General features: G+C 70.4%; 14 protein-coding genes and 2 pseudogenes. 8 read left to right on the top strand and 8 right to left on the bottom strand.

Annotated elements, in window-relative coordinates; all coding sequences use genetic code 11:
* The first annotated feature begins 3 nt into the window (after positions 1-3).
* From P3T29_RS03735 to P3T29_RS03715, 5 genes are read left to right on the top strand one after another with little or no spacing between them, the layout of a single operon-like run.
* Positions 4-996 carry a glycosyltransferase family 2 protein gene (locus tag P3T29_RS03735; protein WP_280714794.1) on the top strand — a complete coding sequence of 331 codons (993 nt, stop codon included), beginning with the start codon at positions 4-6 and terminating at the stop codon, positions 994-996.
* Positions 993-1,832, top strand: coding sequence for a polysaccharide deacetylase family protein (locus P3T29_RS03730; RefSeq protein ID WP_280714793.1), 840 nt, complete (start codon positions 993-995; stop codon positions 1,830-1,832). The genes P3T29_RS03735 and P3T29_RS03730 overlap by 4 nt, the downstream gene beginning before the upstream one ends.
* Positions 1,833-1,860: 28 nt before the next feature.
* Positions 1,861-3,768 carry a glycosyltransferase gene (locus tag P3T29_RS03725; RefSeq protein ID WP_280714792.1) on the top strand — a complete coding sequence of 636 codons (1,908 nt, stop codon included), beginning with the start codon at positions 1,861-1,863 and terminating at the stop codon, positions 3,766-3,768.
* A gap of 2 nt (positions 3,769-3,770) precedes the next feature.
* Positions 3,771-5,066, top strand: a complete 1,296-nt coding sequence (locus tag P3T29_RS03720) for a glycoside hydrolase family 16 protein (protein WP_280714791.1) — start codon at positions 3,771-3,773, stop codon at positions 5,064-5,066.
* A gap of 24 nt (positions 5,067-5,090) precedes the next feature.
* Complete coding sequence (locus tag P3T29_RS03715) at positions 5,091-6,347, top strand: ATP-grasp domain-containing protein (RefSeq protein WP_280714790.1); 1,257 nt, start codon at positions 5,091-5,093, stop codon at positions 6,345-6,347.
* Here the strand turns inward: P3T29_RS03715 and P3T29_RS03710 are convergent.
* Positions 6,316-7,503 carry an FAD-dependent oxidoreductase gene (locus P3T29_RS03710; protein ID WP_280714789.1) on the bottom strand — a complete coding sequence of 396 codons (1,188 nt, stop codon included), beginning with the start codon at positions 7,501-7,503 and terminating at the stop codon, positions 6,316-6,318. The genes P3T29_RS03715 and P3T29_RS03710 overlap by 32 nt on opposite strands.
* A gap of 370 nt (positions 7,504-7,873) precedes the next feature.
* Here P3T29_RS03710 and P3T29_RS03705 point away from each other — a divergent pair, with 370 nt between their 5' ends.
* Positions 7,874-9,139, top strand: coding sequence for a glycoside hydrolase family 16 protein (locus tag P3T29_RS03705; RefSeq protein WP_280714788.1), 1,266 nt, complete (start codon positions 7,874-7,876; stop codon positions 9,137-9,139).
* A 295-nt stretch (positions 9,140-9,434) separates the two neighbouring features.
* Here the strand turns inward: P3T29_RS03705 and P3T29_RS03700 are convergent.
* The 3 genes and pseudogenes from P3T29_RS03700 to P3T29_RS03690 all read right to left on the bottom strand — a co-directional run.
* A pseudogene (locus P3T29_RS03700) lies at positions 9,435-9,665 on the bottom strand (ATP-grasp ribosomal peptide maturase); the annotation flags it as partial.
* Positions 9,665-9,931 carry a putative ATP-grasp-modified RiPP gene (gene tgmA / locus P3T29_RS03695; RefSeq protein ID WP_280715080.1) on the bottom strand — a complete coding sequence of 89 codons (267 nt, stop codon included), beginning with the start codon at positions 9,929-9,931 and terminating at the stop codon, positions 9,665-9,667. The gene tgmA and the pseudogene P3T29_RS03700, both read right to left, overlap by 1 nt.
* A 153-nt stretch (positions 9,932-10,084) precedes the next feature.
* A pseudogene (locus P3T29_RS03690) lies at positions 10,085-10,318 on the bottom strand (DUF296 domain-containing protein); the annotation flags it as partial.
* Between the two features lie 399 nt (positions 10,319-10,717).
* Between P3T29_RS03690 and P3T29_RS03685 the strand changes: the two are divergent.
* A complete protein-coding gene (locus P3T29_RS03685) occupies positions 10,718-11,404 on the top strand; it encodes a hypothetical protein (protein ID WP_280714786.1) in 687 nt (228 codons plus the stop codon).
* Positions 11,405-11,449: 45 nt separating this feature from the next.
* On the opposite strand, the gene ribA is transcribed toward P3T29_RS03685, so the two are convergent.
* From ribA to P3T29_RS03665, 4 genes are all read right to left on the bottom strand, one after another.
* Positions 11,450-12,097, bottom strand: coding sequence for a GTP cyclohydrolase II (gene ribA, locus P3T29_RS03680; RefSeq protein WP_280714785.1), 648 nt, complete (start codon positions 12,095-12,097; stop codon positions 11,450-11,452).
* Positions 12,098-12,265: 168 nt separating this feature from the next.
* Positions 12,266-12,814 carry a GNAT family N-acetyltransferase gene (locus P3T29_RS03675; RefSeq protein WP_280714784.1) on the bottom strand — a complete coding sequence of 183 codons (549 nt, stop codon included), beginning with the start codon at positions 12,812-12,814 and terminating at the stop codon, positions 12,266-12,268.
* A gap of 2 nt (positions 12,815-12,816) precedes the next feature.
* Positions 12,817-13,374 carry a GNAT family N-acetyltransferase gene (locus tag P3T29_RS03670; protein ID WP_280714783.1) on the bottom strand — a complete coding sequence of 186 codons (558 nt, stop codon included), beginning with the start codon at positions 13,372-13,374 and terminating at the stop codon, positions 12,817-12,819.
* A gap of 8 nt (positions 13,375-13,382) precedes the next feature.
* The gene (locus P3T29_RS03665) at positions 13,383-14,672 is read right to left on the bottom strand and encodes a hypothetical protein (protein WP_280714782.1); all 1,290 of its coding nucleotides are present in this window, start codon (positions 14,670-14,672) and stop codon (positions 13,383-13,385) included.
* A 320-nt stretch (positions 14,673-14,992) separates the two neighbouring features.
* On the opposite strand from P3T29_RS03665, the gene P3T29_RS03660 reads away from it, so the two are divergent.
* A complete protein-coding gene (locus P3T29_RS03660) occupies positions 14,993-15,469 on the top strand; it encodes a hypothetical protein (RefSeq protein WP_280714781.1) in 477 nt (158 codons plus the stop codon).
* Positions 15,470-15,545: the final 76 nt, after the last annotated feature.

Below are 15,545 nucleotides of genomic sequence, written 5' to 3'. Positions count from 1 at the left end.
CGTATGCCCGCCACTCTGTCGGTCGCCATCTGCGCCTACACGCTGGACCGTTGGGACGATCTGTGTGCCGCCGTCGAGTCCGTGCTGGCCCAGCGTCGGCCGCCCGACGAGCTCCTGCTGGTGGTCGACCACTGTCCCGAGCTGGCCCGACGCGCGGTCGAGTGCCTTCCGTCGACCGTACGGGTCGTTGACAACCGGCAGCAGCAAGGGCTATCCGGCGGGCGGAACACGGCCGTGGCGGTCGCGAACGGCGAGGTGATCGCCTTCCTTGACGACGACGCAGTGGCCGACGCGGACTGGACCACCCGCCTGCTGGCCGGATACCGCGGACCCGAGGTGCTCGGCGTCGGCGGCCTGGTCCGGGCATGGTGGGAGACGGGCCGACCCGGCTGGTTCCCGGCCGAGTTCGACTGGGTGGTCGGCTGCTCGTACACCGGGCTGCCGGAGAGCGGCAGCGCGGTACGGAACTTCATCGGCGCCAACATGTCCTTCCGGCGCGCCGAGGTGCTCGCCGCCGGTGGCTTCCGCCTCGACCTCGGCCGGGTCGGCACCCGTCCGTCCGGCTGCGAGGAGACCGAGCTGTGCATCCGGATCACCGCCCGCAACCCCGGCTCGGTGCTGCGCTACGAGCCGGGTGCCGCCGTCCGCCACCATGTCCCGCGACAGCGCACAACCTGGGCGTACTTCCGTTCCCGCTGCTACGCGGAGGGCGGATCCAAGGCAGTGGTGGCGCGGCACCGCGGCACCGGGCCGGCGCTTGCCAGCGAACGCCGCTATCTGTGGCGGGTGGTACCCGTCGCGCTCGCCCGCTCCCTGCTCCACGCCGAGCTGCGAACCGCGGCGGCGCTGTGCGCCGGCGTGGGCACCACCGTGGCAGGTTACGCCGTCGGTCGTGCGGGCGGACGGAGGCGCCGCCCGGCCGGGCCCAGCCGTCTCCTCAGCTTCCCTGCCGGATCGAGCGACCCGGCAGGGCGATCGGCTAGGAGCCGACCATGAAGGCCGTACCTGTCTTCCTCTACCACTCGGTGTCGGACGACCCGCCCTCGTGGATCGCGCCGTGGACGGTCTCTCCGAGCGTGTTCCGTCGGCAGATCGCCCAGATCGTCGACAGCGGCCTCACCGTGGTACCGCTGCGCAGACTGGTCTCCGCGATCCTGGGCGGCACGTCGCTGCCCCCCAGGGCGGCCGTACTGACCTTCGACGACGGTTTCGCCGACTTCTACTGGACGGTCGCGCCCCTGCTCTCCGACCACGGACTGCCGGCCACCCTCTATGTCACCGTGGGGGCGATGCATCCGCCCGGTGGGCGGCCGTCCGGAAGCCTGTTCCCGCCCGCCCAGATGCTGAACTGGCGTCAGGTGAGTAACTTGGACACTCTGGGCATCGAGATCGGTGGCCACTCGCAGACCCATGCCCAGCTCGACACGGTCTACGGCCGCCGTTGCCACGACGAGATCGCCGGATGCAAGCGACGACTGGAGGACGCGCTCGGGCACGAGGTCACGGCCTTCGCCTACCCGCACGGGTACTCCAGTCCGTCCGTCCGCCGCAAGGTGCGGCAGGCCGGCTGGGTCTCGGCGACCGCCGTCCAGGACAGGTTCAGTTCCGCCGCCGACAACCCGGTACGAATCTCCCGGCTGATGCTTCACAACGACACTCCGCCCGACCTCTTCGAAGCTTGGACCAGAGGCCGGGGTGCCCGGGTGGCGCCGTTGCCGGAGCGGCCCCACGACAAGGGCTACCGGGCCTATCGCCGGTTGCGGGCGGCGCTGGGCAGCCCGGTCGGCGGGCCGCCCGAGGCCCCTGAGTACCCGCCAGGAGCGAGATCATGAGAGATCCCCAGGCCGGGAAGGACATCTGATGTCCGGGCAACAGACCACCAACGCCCCGAGCCCCGGCACGGGAGGACCCGCCGCGGGGCCCGCCGAGCGGCGCGCGGGCCGGACCAGAGGGCTGACAGGCCGGGCACCGGGCGCCGACGGCTGGGCGGGCTGGGTGGTCCGGGCCGCGTTGCCCGTCGCCCTCGCGCTCTGGCTGCTCTCCCTACAGGGGGTGCGGCTCGGCGGGATGGGCGCCCTCGGGCTGCTCCAGGTGCTGCCCGTACTCTTCTTCGTCGCGCTGGCCGTCCTCACCATCGGCTTCGCCGTCGCACTCCGCGATCCGCGCGTCCCCAAGCGGTGGCCCGCCGCCTACACCTTGGGTCTGATCGCGGTCATCCATGCGACGCCGAGCCTGCTGTACCCCTCGCTTCGGTACGCGTGGGCCTGGAAGCACATCGCCGTCCTCGACGCGATGCTGCGGCACAACGGCAGTGTCCCGGGCGCCGGGAATCTGGACATCTACAACCAGTGGCCCGGATTCTTCCAGCTCAACGCGCTGCTGCTGCGGGCGACCGGCCTGCATTCGGCGCTGGGGTACGCGTCCTGGTACCCCGTGCTGGCCAACGTCCTGCTGCTCGGCCCGTTGCTGATGCTCTACCGGAGCTTCACCCGTGACCGCAGGCTGGTCTGGGGCGGGGTCTGGATCTACTACTCGGCCTCCTGGGTCGGCCAGGACTACTTCTCACCACAGGCCTTCGCCTTCCTGCTGTTCGTCACGTTGCTTGCGCTGGTCATGCGTCGGCTGTCCGTCGACCGAGCGGCCGAACCCGCCCCGGGCGGAGCCCATGCTTCCCGAGCGCTGTCCTGGCTCACCGACGTCCCGGCCCACGGCGGCTGGCGGCTCGCGCCATTCCTGGTGGTGCTGGTGCTGACGGCCGCCATCGTCTCCTCGCACCCGCTGACCCCGCTGATGCTGATCAGCGTCCTGGTCATGCTCTCGCTACCGCGCCGAAACCGCCGGGTGGTCCTGCCGGTCCTGGCCGGGGCGGTCGGTCTGACACTGCTCTGGGACTCCACCATCGCCCGCCCGTACATCTCGAAGAACATCGGCAACCTGATCGCCCAACTGACCGCACCGGACCAGAACGTACGGCCCGGAGTGTCCCAGCTGGGGACCATCGCCCCTAGCCAGGTCCTGGTGTCCTGGGTGGCGATGGGGATGAGTGCCGCCGTGATCCTGCTGGCGCTGACGGCCGTGGTCCGCCACCGGTGGGTGCGCAGGACCGGTCTCCCACTGGTCCTGCTCGCCCCGCTGCCGCTGCTGCTCAGCAACAACTACGGCGGCGAGATGATCCTCCGGGCCTATCTCTTCGCGCTTCCGGCTGCCGCCTTCCTGGCCGCCGTCACGCTGTTGCAGTCACGCCTGCGTCCGCGCGTACAGGTCATGGTCTCGACCGCCGTGATGCTCGCGCTCCTGACCGGCCTGTTCTCCGGCTACTACAGCAAGGAGAGCATGAACTACTTCACGCCCCAGGAGGTCGCCGCGGTCAGGTACATCACCCAGACTGCACCGGCGGGCTCGCGGATCGTGTCGGTCACCGGTGACCTGCCGGGCGGAGAGATGCGTTACGACAACCTCGAACGGCTCGTACTGGCCGAGGACGGCACGCCCGCCGAGCGGAGCCAGCTGCTGAGCGATCCGCTGGCGGTACTGCGCGCCACGATGGATGATCCGAATGTGCCTGGCCTCTCCTACGTCATCCTGACCAGGGCGCAGATCGCCGAGTGCGAACTGACCGGGTCGTTCCCGGTCGACACGGTCGACCGGGTGAGAGCGGTCGTGGCGGGTGCGCCGGACTTCCGACCGGTCTTCAGCAGCCGTGACGCCGTGGTCTACCGCTACCTGCTCCCGGCGGTCGCCCAAGGCACGGCCGGGGGGAGTCGATGACCGTGAGAACACCACCGCAAGTCGCCTGGCGCCTACTGCTCGCGCTCTCCGGCTGGGCTGCCCTGCTGTGCACCACTCTTCAACCGGCCAACCCGTTGCGGGTGGCCGTGACTGGGGCGTTCGTGCTCGGCTGCCCGGGAGCGGCGGCGATGCTGCTGGCCAGGCCAGCACCCACGGTGCTTGTTACGTGGCCCGACCGGTTAGCAGCGGTCGTCCTGGCCGTTGCGCTGAGCGCCGCGATCGCGGCGGTGACGGCCGAGGGGTTCTTCCTCCGGCACGTGTTCACCACCGGCCGCGCCCTGGTCGCACTCGCCTGTCTCACCACGGTGCTCGCCCTGCTCCCGCGACGCCTCCGAGCCGGCTCGCAACGATCAGTTCCTGCCAAGGTCCGCCCGCCCGCGTCCGCCGCCGGACCGCGCCGGGAACAATTCGACCGGCGGGTCGGCTACCTGACCGGAGCCGGCCTGCTGCTCTTCACGGCGGCCTGCAGCAGCGGCGTCACCGGCACCACGAATCCCGGACCGGGGACGGGCGTCCCACGCAGCGCCTCCCCGCCCCCGGAGCAGCCCGCCGCTCCGGGGCAGTGGCATTCGGTCTTCAGGGACGACTTCAACGGCACTGCTCTGAACACCCGGGACTGGGCGACCTGCTACGACTGGAACAACGGCGGCTGCACCAACTCCGGCAACGCCGAGAAAGAGTGGTATCAGCCGGGCCAGGTCCAGGTCACGGGCGGCGAGCTGGTCCTCACCGCCCAGCGCAGGACGACCCAGGGCCATGACGGCAGGACCTACCCCTGGACCTCCGGCATGGTCACTACCGGCCGCGACTCCTGGGAGGGCACCCCCCGCCATACCTTCACTTACGGCTACTACGCGGCGGCGATCCAGGTGCCGGCACGGGCCGAGGGCATGTTCCCGGCCTTCTGGCTGATCCCCGCCGAGTCCCGGAGCGCCCCGCCCGAGCTGGACGTGGCCGAGTTCATCAACTCCAACCAGATCGTGGACATGAACCTGCACTGGCCCACGGCCGGCGGCGACGACGCGCACGTCGGCCGGACGTACGGCCCGGCGGACTTCGCGACGGGCTATCACGTCTTCGGGTTGGACTGGGAACCGGACGCGGTCACCTGGTACGTCGACGGTGTACAGCGGTTCCAGGTGACCGACCCGTCTCGACTTCCGCACGTCGCCATGGAGCTGGTGATCAACCTTGCGGTGGGATTCCAGCACTCGCCGCCGTCCTCCGTCGACTCGGCCCAACTGCACGTCGACTGGGTGGGAGTATGGCAGCACTGACTCGTGGGAAGGAGCGTGGCCTCCATGGCACAGACCGGGCCCGCTCTGGACCGCGAGGTTCCGGTCCTGCTGGTGAAGGTCGGTCGCTACCCGCAGTCCCACAGCGCCGTCGGGGCGGTCCGCTCGATAGGCCAGCTCGGCGTCCCGGTCCACGCGATGGTCGAGGACCGGCTCACTCCGACCGCCGTCTCCCGCTACCTCACGGGAGCCTTCGTACGGCCCACCACCGGGCGCGAGTCACCCGAACGGCTGCTCGCCACCGTGGCGGCCGTGGGGCGGGCAATTGGCCGACGCAGCGTGGCGGTGCCCACCGATGACGAGGCAGCCGTCCTGCTGGCCGAACACGCCGAGGAGCTTTCTCCCTATTTCCTGCTCCCGCCGGTGCCACCGGAGCTGCCCCGGCGGCTGGCCAACAAGGGCGAGATGAAGGGGATCTGCCGGGCGAACGGTGTCTCGACGCCGCGCGCTTGCGCTCCGCGCAACCGGGAGGAGCTGGTGGCGACGGCGCGCAGCTGGGGCTACCCGCTGGTGTTGAAGAACCTGGAGGCGTTCACGCGGCTGCTCCACCCTGCGGTCTGCGCCACCACGGTGGTGCACGACGAGCGCGAACTGCTGGCTAGCTGCCCGCCTGACGGCCAGCTATCGGTGCTGGTCCAGGAGTATCTGCCGCCGCAGCACGCCGAGGACTGGATCACCCACCTGTCCTGCGGCCCTGGCGGCGAACCGCTGGCTGTCTTCACCGGCCTCAAACTGCGCTCCTGGCCCCCTGGGGCCGGGGTCACCACTCGGGCGTGCTCGCTGGCCAATCCGGAGTTGGCCGGGCTTGCCACGAGACTGTGCCGGCAGATCGGCTACAGCGGCACCGCCGACCTGGACTGGCGGCTGGACCTGCGTGACGGCCGGTACAACCTGGTCGACTTCAATCCCCGGGTCGGTGCGCAGTTCCGCCTGTTCGAGACCGTGGACGGGGTGGACGTGCTGCGCGCCCTGCACCTGTCGCTCACCGGCCGCGTGGTGCCGCAGGGCCCGCAGTTGCCCCGGAGCTTCGGGGTCGGACAGCTGGACCTGCAGTCCATCATGGCCACGGCCAGGAGGGAGCACCGCCTGCCGCGCGACATCCGGCCACACCGCGAGACCGAGCGCGCCTGGATCTGCGGCGACGATCTGGTGCCCGCTGCCGTCGAGGCGCTCAGGTTCGGTGCCACAGAGGCACTGCGGCTGGCCCGGGCGGTGCGCGCAAACCCGGTGGTCAGAGCCCTCCGGTCGCGACCGCGCGACTGATCCGGCGGGCCGCGAAAGCCGTGCCACACACGAATCGCATCACCGGACCGAAGGTGTCCACAGCGGCGAGCCCGGTCAGGTAGAGCCCCGGCACCGACGACTCGAAGGACTCGAAGAGCCGGGGCGCCCCTTCGCTGGTCCGCCGCAGCGCCCGGCGCAGCCCCTTGTCCAGCAGGTCGAGCCGCTCGACGTCCACCCGGTACCCGGTCGCGGCCAGCACGTGGTCGGCCTCCAGCACCTCGGTCGGCCCGCGCAGCCGCAGTCGGACGCACCCGCCGGCCTGCTCGGCCGACCACACTGTATGCCCGGTCAGCACGGGGAACCGGCCGCCCACCCGCTCCCGCAGCCACCACGCTCCGGCGGGACCGAGCACCGTCCGAACCCTGTATGCCCGCTGAGTGTCCGGCAGATGCCGGAAAGCCGCCGGCGCCCGGCTGTAGGCGAAGAGCTGCCAGCCCGGGCCGAGCGCCGACCCGGGTTCGGCGAGTCGGTGCGGCAGCGCGCGGTCACTGCTCTGGTCGTACTCGGGCGGGCTGCCGAACACCAGCCGTCGGGTCCTGGCGACCACGACCGGTTCGGCCCCGGCCTCGTGCAGCAGCGCTGCGCTCTCCAGCGCCGACTGCCCGGCGCCGATCACCGCGACCCGCTGCCCCGCGAACTTCGCCAGGTCCGCGTGGTCGGAGGAGTGCGAGGCCAGCCCCGCTCCCACCAGCGGGCCCAGCTCCGACGGTACCCTGGCGTACGAGGACAGCCCGGTGGCCAGCACGACCGCGCGGCTGGTGAACACCTCGCCGGTGTCCAGGCTCAGCCGGAAGCCGCCCGGCCCGTACTCGATCGCGACCACCGCCGCTCGCTGCACCTCGGGTACGCAGCGCTCCTGGAACCACTCGCCATAGCGGATGAACTCGGCGACCGGTACCGCGTACCGGTCGCCGACCCACGCCTGCCCCTGGTCGGCCCGGAAGTCCTCGAAGCGGTGGCGTGCGGCCGGATCCGAGATCGAGGAGGCGAAGGGGGTGGACTTGAGGAACATCCCGTCGGGCATCCGTGAGCGCCAGCTGTCCATCGGCTCGCCGAGTACCCGGACCGGCACGTTCCGCGCCTTCAGATGGGCGGCTGTGGAGAGCCCGTACGGCCCGGCGCCGACCACGGTCACTGGTACCTGGATGGGGGGCGTCACGGCCGCCGCCAAGCGCGTTCCACCAGCATCGGATGCCCTCCTCGGACCCGGTGTCCCCCGTCCAGAGTGCACCGCATGGCGAAGCCCAGCACCCGCAGTGGGCGGTGTGGGCTGGGTCTCCTGTGGGTGATGTCACAAGCGGTCGGGACAGGTGGGCCGCCACCCGTCCCCACCAGCGACTTTCCGTGTGTATGCGGCGCTTTCCGGGGGGCTCGGCGGCTGCGGACTGCTTGCCAAGAGCCCGACCTGTCGAGCAGGCTCCAACGCTGTGGGTCCCAGCCTCCCCTGCCGGAGCGGGGCCCGGTCCATTGAGGTTGAGGGGGGTAACGAAAGGTCCTCCCACGGCATGCCCAAACACCCGCAGCACCGCCGCAGCACGCCCGCAGCCAGGCGACGTTTCGCCGTAGCCGGGATCGCCCTCGCCGCCGTCGGTGTCGGTACCGCCGCCTGGGCCGCCCCGGCCCGCGCGGTCGAGCCGGTGGTCGTCGACTCGCTGGCCGTCACGCCTTCCGCGCCCTCCGCCGGCGCGCAGGCGACGGCGACCGCCAAGCTGCACTCCTTGCAGAAGGTCAAGGTCCAGGCCCTGGCTGTCGCTGTCCGTTCGGCGAGCGGTGCCAACTACGACTTCCCCGGTGCGATCCAGACCACGCTGACCTCGAAGCAGCAGACCTTCACCCCGCAGAGCCGTACCTTCCCGGCAGGCACCTACAAGTACTTCGTGTCGTACGAGGTCAACAACGTCTGGCACCCGCTCTCCCCGGTCGGCAGCTTCACCGCCGGTGCGACGGCTCCGGCGCCCACGCCCACGCCCACCCCTGTCCCCACGGCCACTCCGACGGTGACTCCCACTGCGACTCCCACCCCGGCGGCCACCGGCGGTCCGGTCGGGGTCGGCGGCAGTTGGAACCTCAAGTTCGCCGACGAGTTCAACGGCGGAGCCCTGGACTCCTCCAAGTGGACCCCCGGCTGGTACGGGGACGGCGGCTCGGTGCCCAGCAACTGGAACGGCGTCTCGGGCCCCGTGAACCCCTACGAGTCCCAGTGCTACAACGCCTCGCACGCAACCGTCTCGGGCGGTAGCCTGCACCTGACGGCCACTCAGGATGCGAGCACCTGTACCTCGAAGGGGACCACCGCGAGCCACCCGTACACCTCGGGCCTGATCTCCAGCAACCCCCATGATGGCCGGGCGAGCGGCGGCTACGAGTTCACCTATGGATACACCGAGAGCCGGATCTACCTGCCGCCCTCCGGCTCGCAGATCGCCAACTGGCCGGCCTTCTGGACCGACGGCCAGAGCTGGCCGACCAACGGTGAGCTGGACGTCATGGAGGGCCTGAGCGGTCAGGCCTGCTACCACTTCCACTCCCCGTCCGGCGGCCCCGGGGGCTGCGCCTCCGGCAACTTCAGCGGCTGGCACACGTACGGGGCCGACTGGGAGCCCGGCTCGGTCACGTACTACTACGACGGTGTGAAGGTGGGTCAGATCACCAGTGGCATCACCTCCGCGCCGCAGTTCCTGATTCTCAACAATGCGGTTGATACGGCCGGCAACCCGACCGTCGCCCCCGCCGACATGCAGGTCGACTACGTGCGGGTCTGGCAGCACTGACGTCGCCGTCGGCCACCTTCCCGCAGTTCACCGCCCCCGCCGGACTCGATCAACGAGCCTGGCGGGGGCGGTGTTCGTGTGCACCGACCAGCTGCCCGGCACACCCTCATGCGCGCCTGCGGCGCCTGACAGTCCTGATCAGAAGACCTGGCCGACCTGCCGTGCTCGATCACCCGCCCGCTGGTGATCCTCGGCGACCGCTGGACGCTGCTGATCCTCAAGGCGTCCTTCGCCGGTGTTGCGTCGGTTCAACGAGTTCCAGAGCGCGCTGGGCATCTCCCGGGTGTCGCGACGCCGCCCGCACTTGGGCCAGGTCGGCAACTCTCGACGGGGTACGTACCCGCCCGGCCACTGCGGCCGGGCAGGTACCGAACCGAGCCGAGACCGCCAGCCCCGCGCCGATGTCGGCGGGGTTGAACCTGACCACCGGCACATTCCGCCGGTTGAGTTCGGTGATCACCATGTCAGCGGTGACGTCATCCGCCTCGGTGGCCACCAGTACCGGCCTCTCCTCGGTCGCCGGCATCAGTCCTGGTTGCTGTCCTGGTCGTTCGCCGAGTCCGAGTCCGAGTCCGAATCCGAATTCGTGGTCGTGGAGGTCTCGGTCCCGGAGCTGGTGCCGTGCTTGCCCATCTCGACCACCTGGCCGGCACGGTCGCGGAACACGCCGAGCTGCGTGGCGGGGTCGACGGTGACCGTGGCGTGCGGGAGCTGAACAGTAGTCGGGTAGGGCGCGAGTCGGCTGATACCCCACGGGCGGGCGGCGGTGAGCTTCGCAGCGGTGGCGGTCACAGAGGCTCCTCGGAGTGGCTTGGTGTCGTCCGGCCGAGTGGCCGGGCGGGTGGTGCGCTTACCCGTCAACGGGACCTGACGGGAATCTTTGGGCGCGGCGTACGTGGCGGTGGGCTCCAGCGACACGCCCAGGTCCCCGGCCACGGCCATGGTCGCGTGGATGTGGACCGCGCCGTTCACGATCTCGCCCGTGCCGAGCATCTCGGCGGGCTGGCCGTAGTCGGTGACCACGTCGGCCGAGGCGTCGTCGGCAGGCATCGTGCTGACCGTGAAGGAGCCGGCCGCGCCGATCAGGGAGACGATCGCCCCGTCGGTGACCCCGGCTTCCTTGGCCTGCTGCGTGATGCTCTCGATCAACTCGGCGTTGTCCACCTGGAACACGTGCATGGGTCAACTCTCCCAACTGAGTAGCGGCGTGAGGTCTCGCAGCCGCCCACTCCGATGTGGTGCTGGCCATGCTCCACGAGGCCGTGGCCCGCCCCCCGTACGATGTCCCCTTGCCCAGTCCCGTTTTCACCGGAGTCCCGGCCCCCGGAACCCCGCTGTCTGATCGTCCGGAGGCTGCTGTCATGTCACGCGTGCACGAGGTCCCGATGTGCCGTCAACTCATCTCTCCAGACGGGTGGGAGGCGTACGGCGGCTCGGAGCTGGGAGACTGGATGGAGTGGTCCGACCGGGCGTGCGGCATGGCAGCGCTGCGGATGATCCTGCTGGCCTACGGGTACGAGGTCCCCGCGCTCACCGAGTTGGTAAAGCTCGGGGTGAAGGAAGGCGCGTTGACCGACCGTGGGTGGCTTCACGCGGGCATCGCCGACCGACCGTGGGTGGCTTCACGCGGGCATCGCCGACCTGGCGGGCGGCTTCGGCCTGCCGGGTCGTGCGATGCCTGTCCCGGCGGAAGAGCTGCCGCGCTACCTGGACGACGCACCGCTGATCATCTCGGTGACCGAGCAGCTCCCGGAGGACGGCCGAAAGGGCGGCCACCTGATCGTCGCGTACGGCTACGAGGGCGGCCCGGACCCCGTGATCCTCTTCCGCGACCCGTCGCGCTGGGGCCAGGAGAACCACCGGGTACCGCTCAGCCGGATCACCGCGTCGTACACAGGGCGGGCGATCGTCTTTCCGCCGCTCACCCCGGAAGGCCGGAGGATCGCCGTACTCGGCGAGATGCTGGAGCTGGGCGACGAAGCCGTGGAGGGGCACCGCTCGATCGGGCGGGAAGCGGGCGAGCTGGGCGTGGACCTGGTGGTGGCCGTAGGAGACAAACTCGCCAAGCAGCTCGCGTTGGCGGCCAAGGCGGCAGGCGTGCCCGAGGTCGCTATTTGCGGTGACAACGCCACCGCAGCCGCGTACGTGAAGTCTCTCGTGAAGCCGGGGGACGTGGTTCTCGTCAAGGGCTCGCGCAGCGGCATGCGGTGGCAGATCGCTCAAGAGATCCTCGGGCAGCCCGTCACGGGGATGGGTTCCTGTTGACCTGACCCCCACAGTCGGCCCTGCGGCTCACTGCGCCGCTTGGGTTCAGCCGACCAGGCGGGGGAGGGGGATGGAGTGGCCGGTGTGTTCGACCTTGGCGCGGAGGTAGCGCACGTTGGTGTCGGAGACGTGGATGCCGGTGGGGATGCGTTCGGTGATGTCGACGCCCAGGGTGGTGAGTTGGGCCGCCTTGTCGGGGTTGTTGCTGAGCAGGCGGATGGTGGTGGCGTCCAGGGTGCTGAGCATCTGGGCGGCGGCGGTGTAGTCGCGGCCGTCCTCGGGGAGGCCGAGGGCGGTGTTGGCCTGGTAGGTGTCGAGGCCGGAGTCCTGGAGGGCGTAGGCGTCGAGCTTGTTGTAGAGGCCGATGCCCCGGCCCTCCTGGCGGAGGTAGAGCAGGTAGCCGCCCGTCTCGGTGATCCGCTCGACGGCCTCGCGGAGCTGGGGGCCGCAGTCGCAGCGGGCCGAGCCGAAGACGTCCCCGGTGAGGCACTCGGAGTGCAGCCGGACCAGGGGGGCCTGGGCGGGGTCGGGCGTGCCGAGGGCGAGGGCGAGGTGTTCGGCTCCGTCGGTGAGGCCGTGGAAGGTGAAGACCTCCGCCTCGGTCCGGTAGCCGTCGGGGAAGGCCAGGGGGATGCGTACGCGTGAGCGAACGGTGGCAGGCGTCAGCCGCTGCTCGTTCTCGGTATTCGGCATGCCCAGCCTCCAGTGACCAGCGAATCTTCCGCAGGTGATTCGAATTTAAACCGTCTGACCGGTTAGACCGTACACCTTTGTTCCAATTTGAACAACAGCTTGGCGGGCCACCCCGACCCGTTCGGCGCAGCATCCCCGTCCGCCCCGGGCCGCCGGGGTGAATTCGGCCTACGAGCCGGATGATCCCGGGTCAGGCCGACCGCTGGCCGTGTACAGCGCCTGCTCCGCCCCGTACTCGGTGAACCGCTCGGTCTGGCTCATCCCGATGCGCTCCAGCAGGCGCCGCGAGCGGAGGTTCGCGACCTGGGTCACGGCCACCACCCGCTGCCCGGCCGGCGCTACGGACTGCGCCCACCGAATGGCTTCCGAGACCGCCTCGGCGGCGTAGCCCATCCCGTGATACCGGGGCAGGAACTCGTAGCTGACCTCGATCCGGTCTGCGGCGCGGTGGTCCGAGTCCACCGTGACCCGGCCGAGCACCGGTCCCTCAGCCGCCAGCTCCACGGTGAAGGCTCCGACCGCCCCTTCAGCCGTCTGCAGCCGCTCCGCGATGTGCTCCTCGGCCACCGGACCGCCCAAGAACAGCCGCACTGCTCGGCTACGCCACAACTCGGTCAGCATCGGGAGGTCCGCGGTCTCGACCGGGCGTAGCCGCAGGCGCTCGGTGCGCAGGGCGAGGGGCCAGACCGCATGCACCCATGACGGGGTGTCGGCCATACTCAGAAGTCCGTCCGCAGCAGGAGCAGGTCGAGTACCGGGCCGTCCGCTCCGGCGCGGTAGAGGCCGGCGTGGCGGTAGCCGAGGTGCTGGTAGAGCCGTTGGGCGGACTCGTTGTCGGGCATGGCCAGCAGCGACACCCACTGGGGGCGGAGAGCGTCGAGCAGTGCGGCGTGCAGGCGGGTGCCGACGCCTTCCCCCTGCCAGCCAGGCCGGACCGCGAGCTCGCAGATCCCCGCCAGCGAGTCGGTTATCCGTGCTTCCTCAGGAGTGATGGACGGCATCAACTCCTCGCCGTACCAGTAGGCGGGGGTGCAGCGGAAGCCGTAGCCGAAGCCGACGAGGTGGCCGCTGCAGTACGCGGTGATCAGAGTGAAGTCGTCCCGCCGGGCGTGGCCGGTGACCTGGCGGCGCAGGGTCTCGGAGGTGAACCCGGCCCGGGCGACATCGTCGTGTCCGGCGTGTGCCTCGGCCCACACATCGGTAAGGGTGTCCAGCAGCACGGCAGCGTCGCCGGGGCCATAGCGGCGCAGGGTCACGGGCGTAGCGGGGGCGCTCATGGATTCCTTCAGGCGGCGGGGACGGCGGCTCGGTAGGCGTCTAGGAAGTCGGCGACGTCCCGCACCTGGTCGTGGGCCTTCAGGGCGCCGGCGACATCGCGCAGGGACCGGATCAGGCGCTCGGAGCGTACGTCGGGCAAGTATGCGAGGGTCTGGCGGGCCGCGTCGGTGGCTGCGTCGAGGTCGGGGTTGGGCTTCCTCGCATGATGAAGTGCGATGTCGGCGGTGTACAGGGAGCGATTGCGGGTGTGGTCGTCGCCGAACAACATGACGGCCTGCTCCGCCCCGGCGCAGGCCCGTTCGTGCTGGCCGAGGTCGGCGCGGCACAGTGATTCCAGGCCGGCCAGCTCGGCGGGGACGTAGAACTCCAGCCAGTCCGGGTCGGCGTCGCTCGGGCCCTTGGCGTAGAGGGTGTGGGCCCTGACCACTGCGCCCTCGGTGAGCGCCCGGTCTCCCTGAAGGGCCCAGCCCCGGGCCTCCCGCATCGCCAGCAGGGACGACCAGCGGGCGGAACCGAGGTGGGCGGCGGCACGCTGGGCGACCTGGGCGGTGCCAACTGCCTCACGAGGGCGGCCGGTGGCGTGCGCGAGCTGGGAAAGGCAGGCGAAGGCGTGGGCCTCCAGCCCGGGATCGTCGGCCTGCCGAGCACTGGCCAGGGCTTCGGTGTAAAGGGACCGGGCGTCGTGGGTGCGGCCTGAGTCCAGCGCCAGCCAGCCGGCCGCGACCGACAGTGCGCCGGTGGCGGAGTGCAGGTGTCGGCCCATGTCCTCGCTGTAGCGGCCCTGACGCAGCCAGGTGTGCGCGGTGTGCAGGGCAGTGGTGGCCTGCCGACCCAGCTCGGCGGAGCCGTGCTCGCGGTCCTGTGCGTACAGGCCGCGCTCCGCGTTCAGCACGGCCTGCAGATGGTCGTCACCCAGCGGAGGGCTGGCGCTCGGGGTGTCCTGGGCCACTGCGGTCAGCAGAGCAGCTCCGGCGCCGAGGAGGAGGCTTCGTCGCCGCATGTCGTCCTCACCTTCCGTCATCTGACCAGCCGTCTGTGATCGGGTCGCGCGCGGTGCGCGCGGGGTGAATCCGAGTTGGGTGATGGTCCGTCCGGTGACCCGGTACAGCAGGCGCTGGTGTTTCGGCCGTGGGCAGGCCGTTGTGCCGTCCTCCCAGGTGACTATGGTCCTCGGGCCCAGCTCGATGGGCTCGCCGAACTCGATCGACTTCTTCACCAGGAACTCGGCGGCCTCGCGGCGGCCCATCTTCCACTCGTCTTCGCGCACCCGCCGGAACACGTTGTTCGGTTTTCCCATGGCCGGGCCCCCGAGCTGCTGCAGTACCGAACCGTCATCCCTGACAGTAGCGAAGCGGACACGCTGGGCAATAGGCCTTGAGGGTTGGAAATTACTGGCCAACTCGGCAATTTCATCCGAATTTCCAGCCTGTCTGACATCGCTTCAGCGCGCCGTGCGCCGCTTTCCTGAGGGTACGCACCAGGTGGGAACCGCCGGTGCCGGCTGCCCCGCCGCTCCAGCGGCGGGTGGCCACTTATATCGGAGCGCGATCCGCCTGCCGCTCGGCTGCCGTCGGGTGCCATTGCGGGCGGGTCGGCGAGAGTCCCTGGGGGATCCCAATGCACAAGCACGTCGTCATCACGGGAGCCGGGCCGGCCGGACTGGCCTGCGCCCGCGCCATCGCCTCTACGAATCCCGGCATGGACATCCTGCTCCTGGAGGCCGGCCGTCCCTACCGCCACCGTCCCTGCCCCGTCGACCGCGGTTTCAAATGCACCGGCTGCGGTGGGGTGTGCAACGTCGTCAGCGGCTTCGGCGGTTCCATGCACTACGGCGACGGCGCCAAGCTCAGCCTGCTGCCGTCGGGTCGTCGCCTCGTTCCGCACCTGGGCGTCGACCGCGCCCGGGAACTGTGCGACACCGCCTTCGCCTGGCTCATCGAATCGCTGCCCACCAAGCCCCCACTGCTGGGAGAACGCCTGACCGACAGGGCCATCGACGCCTTCTCCTCCCACCACCTGCGCATCCGCGAGTACCCTGTCGCAGTCCTCGGCGAGAGCGACCTGCGCACCCTCATTGAGCTAATTCCATCCTGAAATCTGCAGGTCACGGGGGCTGGTGTGGTGCGCGGTCGGGTACTCGGGCCGGGTGGCGGGCCTGATCGCGATCGGG

It is taken from the genome of Kitasatospora sp. MAP5-34, assembly GCF_029894335.1.
In the GTDB taxonomy this organism is placed as follows: domain Bacteria; phylum Actinomycetota; class Actinomycetes; order Streptomycetales; family Streptomycetaceae; genus Kitasatospora.
The sequence above is the reverse complement of the archived record's forward strand: the minus strand, read 5'-3'. Positions and strand labels throughout refer to the sequence as shown.